At 60.9% G+C, this 3,397-nt stretch carries 6 protein-coding genes; all 6 read right to left on the bottom strand.

Annotated features, from left to right (window positions below; genetic code table 11):
• The coding region (locus AMD30_RS25635) for a hypothetical protein (protein ID WP_231632843.1) at nucleotides 1-423 on the bottom strand (423 nt) is incomplete at its 3' end.
• Nucleotides 420-926 carry a hypothetical protein gene (locus AMD30_RS24070; protein ID WP_055477349.1) on the bottom strand — a complete coding sequence of 169 codons (507 nt, stop codon included), beginning with the start codon at nucleotides 924-926 and terminating at the stop codon, nucleotides 420-422. The genes AMD30_RS24070 and AMD30_RS25635, both read right to left, overlap by 4 nt.
• The gene (locus tag AMD30_RS24065) at nucleotides 923-1,249 is read right to left on the bottom strand and encodes a hypothetical protein (RefSeq protein WP_084817377.1); all 327 of its coding nucleotides are present in this window, start codon (nucleotides 1,247-1,249) and stop codon (nucleotides 923-925) included. Before AMD30_RS24065 ends, AMD30_RS24070 begins: the two co-directional genes overlap by 4 nt.
• Entirely contained in the window at nucleotides 1,246-1,695 is a 450-nt protein-coding gene (locus AMD30_RS24850; protein WP_231632842.1) for a HEAT repeat domain-containing protein, read from the bottom strand. The genes AMD30_RS24065 and AMD30_RS24850 overlap by 4 nt, the downstream gene beginning before the upstream one ends.
• 73 nt (nucleotides 1,696-1,768) lie before the next feature.
• Complete coding sequence (locus tag AMD30_RS24055; RefSeq protein WP_156354412.1) at nucleotides 1,769-2,755, bottom strand: hypothetical protein; 987 nt, start codon at nucleotides 2,753-2,755, stop codon at nucleotides 1,769-1,771.
• A gap of 45 nt (nucleotides 2,756-2,800) precedes the next feature.
• Entirely contained in the window at nucleotides 2,801-3,142 is a 342-nt protein-coding gene (locus AMD30_RS24845; RefSeq protein ID WP_231632841.1) for a hypothetical protein, read from the bottom strand.
• Nucleotides 3,143-3,397 lie beyond the last annotated feature (255 nt).

Here is a 3,397-nt window from a genome sequence, read left to right as displayed (position 1 = left end):
CTTTCTCATGGCCATGGACAAATGCTTACGAGGGTCGATGGTGTCGAGCTCCTCGGCTGACGCCCCGTGCGTCTGAATGTGGTCTTCTGCCTCGATTGGGTTGCTAGTCGTCAATCCCGGAACGACCATCGACCACCAGTGGGTGGCTACCGGGTCTCTTGAGGAGTTGTCGCGCCACTCCGCGATGCTCGCCAGGTCGACAGCCCATCGTCCGGTCTCGTCGGTGAGGTCCGCGATGGCAAGAAGACTCAGACCCCTCATTTCCGCGGGGTCAGAATCCGATGGCAGTGCCAAGATCAGTTGTCGACCCTCCGCCGCCGCAGTGGAGCGGTTCACGGCCCCGGCGAGAAGTTGATCCGCGATCGTATGTGCGGGTGACGTCGGAGTACCGTCGCCCGTCTGGACATCGTGCGAATCTTTCACTGTGGCGAAACCTCGGACAGCCAGGTGCCGACGCGCTCCAGCAGGCGGACCGTGTTTGATCGCGATACGCAACCGGTGACAGGTGCGTTCTCGAGCGCGATGTAGAGCGCTTCGGAGAGCATCCGGAAGCTGTCGTAGTCGCCGTGGAGGAACGGCCGGTCGGCGTACAGCACCGTCGCTTCAGGGGCGACGTCCGGTAGTTCCGTCACCCATCGGTCGCCGTCGGGGGCATCCAGGAGCGTGATCGTCCACTGTCTGTCGAGCGGTGAGGCCATCGGCTCGGCACGACGGTCGAGGCGACTCGGTGTGCGGCTTCGCTGTTGGTTGACGTGAGCGTGCGCGTACAGCTGCAGGTAGCAGTCCAGCCGTGCCGGCTCACCGCCCGAGAGAACGAGGGCGCGGCTCACCGCGTCCATGGTCGAGTCTGCAGTCCACCGATTGGCGCGAAGGCCCTCCGCCATCTGGGCGCATGCGGCCACCGTCGAATCCGTGAGCTCGGTCATCGGATGCCGTCGAGGGCGTTCTGCACCCAATCACACAGCAGGCCGGCGTCGTATCGGCCCAACACCTCCGTCACCTCCTCCGCGCTCAATAGGTCGAGTACGTCGCGAAGGACGTTGGCATCCAACTCCCCCAACAACAGTCGATCGCGGGGGTTCTCCAGGCGTGCCCACTGGCGATCTGAGGCTGGTGCGCCGACCCGCGACGCCAGGGTCACTGCCTGGGCTTCGGTCAACCCGGTCAACGCCACCACCTGTTGCGCATCGTCGCTTGTTTTTGGGGGGATGTCGCCCACGTTCTGCCCCAATGGGTCACCGTCTTTCATGTCGATGCGATCCCGTCCGAATCGCTGCACGGGTGGGTCTGTCGTTGCGCAAGTGTCTGCGACGCACAGTCGCGGACCCACTCATCGTCGTCCTGAGTCAGCAGCACCAGTAGGTGTGGACTGAGCTTCGGATTCTTCGCGAGCGCTGCTCGGATAGCCGGATCGAGATCCGAAGCAAGGACACCAGCCAGCTCGTCATCTTCGCCGACGGCGCGTCGCATCGCCAGGGTCAACCGGACCTCGCGATCGTCATCCTCGACCAGAACCCGAAGAACTTCGCGGGGGATGGTCTTGTTGCGTGCAACGAAGTGCCTGTATTGCGGAAGATCGGAGACTATTTCGAGCCAGAGATCCAGTAACGCCGAGTCGCGGACTGCGCGATTCTGATCTATGACCAGGTCGCTCTCGATAAGAGTCTCGTACTCACCCCGTGACTCGATCATCATCCTCCTCGTCCACCAAGGTCTGATAACCCGGGATCAACAATTCGCACTGTTATGCATACTGCTCTCGTCAACGTCATGGCATGCCCGGAGGACGGGGTGGAGACTCCGCTGCCAAGTCGAAGACCGGACCGTCGACGTCAATCACCATCGTGGGAGTGGGGCTGCCATCTCGGGCGTGTTCCTCGAGTGCGCAGATTACTTCAGCGAACATGTGCGCGATCGACCTTTCGAGCGCCTTCTGTCGTACCCGGCCTTGGTGTTCTGAGCTCAACCGTCCGGTCCAGTGCACGAACAACGTGCTGCTCGGTTGATTACCGAGGGCTCCCACGAGAAGTGCGTGGCGCAGGTCCTTTTGAGTCTCCGCCTGGGCGGCGGGATCGACGAGACCGCACTCGACAAGCCGTGTCGTGCACTCGCCGAATTCTTCACAGCCGGTGAGGTCAAGGGAGTAGTGCAGTTCTGGTCGTTGAGGATTGCCCGCCATGGCCTGTCGCGCGAATCCGACCGTGGCAACACAATCGGACGGCATCTCGACTGACTCGGCCGAGCCAGTCGAGGTTCCCTGCAGGAACGTTATTGCTATCTCCGGGAGAGGCTCTCGGTTCGGGGGGAACTCGTCGACGTACCAGCCGACCATGGCTTCATCCACTGCGGAAAAGGAGATTCGCGACAGCATCTGCCAGAACTCGCTATTTGATTGCTTCAGAGCAGTCCAGTTTCGGAGGACTGCTCTAACCGAGTCCTCCTCATCACGCAACCCTTCCGCAAACGAATCCTCGAACGCGTCGAGAGACTGCACCGGTGACGGTGGATTCAGGGGAAGGGTGGACAGATCGCGGCGCAGGTCGTCGATCGGTTGTCCGAGATCGATGTCCCAAAGGCGTGACTGCCGATTCGCGCCTGCACGTGGCCGGTTGTATCTGATCGACGACCCTAGCCAGGGCTCGCTCACCAAGTCTGGCAATTCAGACTCCCGGCCAGTCGCCGTGAAAGTTCGGTCTGCGACGACACTGGCGTTCTCGAACATGTGATGGTGGTCGCCTGTGTAGCGAGCGCGCATCCGAAGTGCCTCTCCGTGCCCGCTGCGGCACGACTGTTCGGTCCGTCACTCTCCACCGTCATTGTCCGTACTCTGTGAGAAGACCTCGAGTTCGTGACCGTTCTTCGCTCTCGCCCTGCTTGTTATCGGGGTGTTGGGAATGACGAAGAATCGAACCCACCCTTCTCTGTAAAGGCGATGAACACTGGTTGTCTCGAAGTCGAGGTCGGTTCCCTCTATCGTGATTGTGAACAGATCTGCATCGACAAGGGCTCCTGAGGGTTTTATCGTGAATCCCCATCCGTATCCTAAGTCGGCGTGTATTCGACATTCGTCGAGGATCTCTACAGACTCGAGTGCCAGATACGAGTCGAGCCCCCTACCCCTCGGTACGTCCGGTAGCTCCATCCAAATCACAGTCGAGGTCGAGTACGTTTCGAAAAACTTGGTGAGGGCCGCACTAGACACTTCGCACAGATGCCTATTCACTAGACGGATCCCGCCTCGGTAGGGCGAGATCCGCCAGTTTCGGGTGGAGGTCACGCAAACCGGCGCCTCGCTCATCACGCAGTGTTCTGACAATGGGGGCGCCCGCGACCACGGAGAACCGCACGAAACCCTTAGCGTAAGAGCGATCCATACTCTGAATCGCCCCGGGTTTGC

The sequence above is a fragment of the Gordonia sp. HS-NH1 genome, assembly GCF_001418765.1.
Classification (GTDB): domain Bacteria; phylum Actinomycetota; class Actinomycetes; order Mycobacteriales; family Mycobacteriaceae; genus Gordonia.
The sequence above is the reverse complement of the archived record's forward strand: the minus strand, read 5'-3'. Positions and strand labels throughout refer to the sequence as shown.

Bases quoted from the DNA above. Each gene is read 5' to 3' on its own strand.
- AMD30_RS24070 (WP_055477349.1), bottom strand. From the start codon at position 926: ATGACCGAGCTCACGGATTCGACGGTGGCCGCATGCGCCCAGATGGCG.
- AMD30_RS24065 (WP_084817377.1), bottom strand. From the start codon at position 1,249: ATGAAAGACGGTGACCCATTGGGGCAGAACGTGGGCGACATCCCCCCA.
- AMD30_RS24850 (WP_231632842.1), bottom strand. From the start codon at position 1,695: ATGATGATCGAGTCACGGGGTGAGTACGAGACTCTTATCGAGAGCGAC.
- AMD30_RS24055 (WP_156354412.1), bottom strand. From the start codon at position 2,755: ATGCGCGCTCGCTACACAGGCGACCACCATCACATGTTCGAGAACGCC.
- AMD30_RS24845 (WP_231632841.1), bottom strand. From the start codon at position 3,142: ATGGAGCTACCGGACGTACCGAGGGGTAGGGGGCTCGACTCGTATCTG.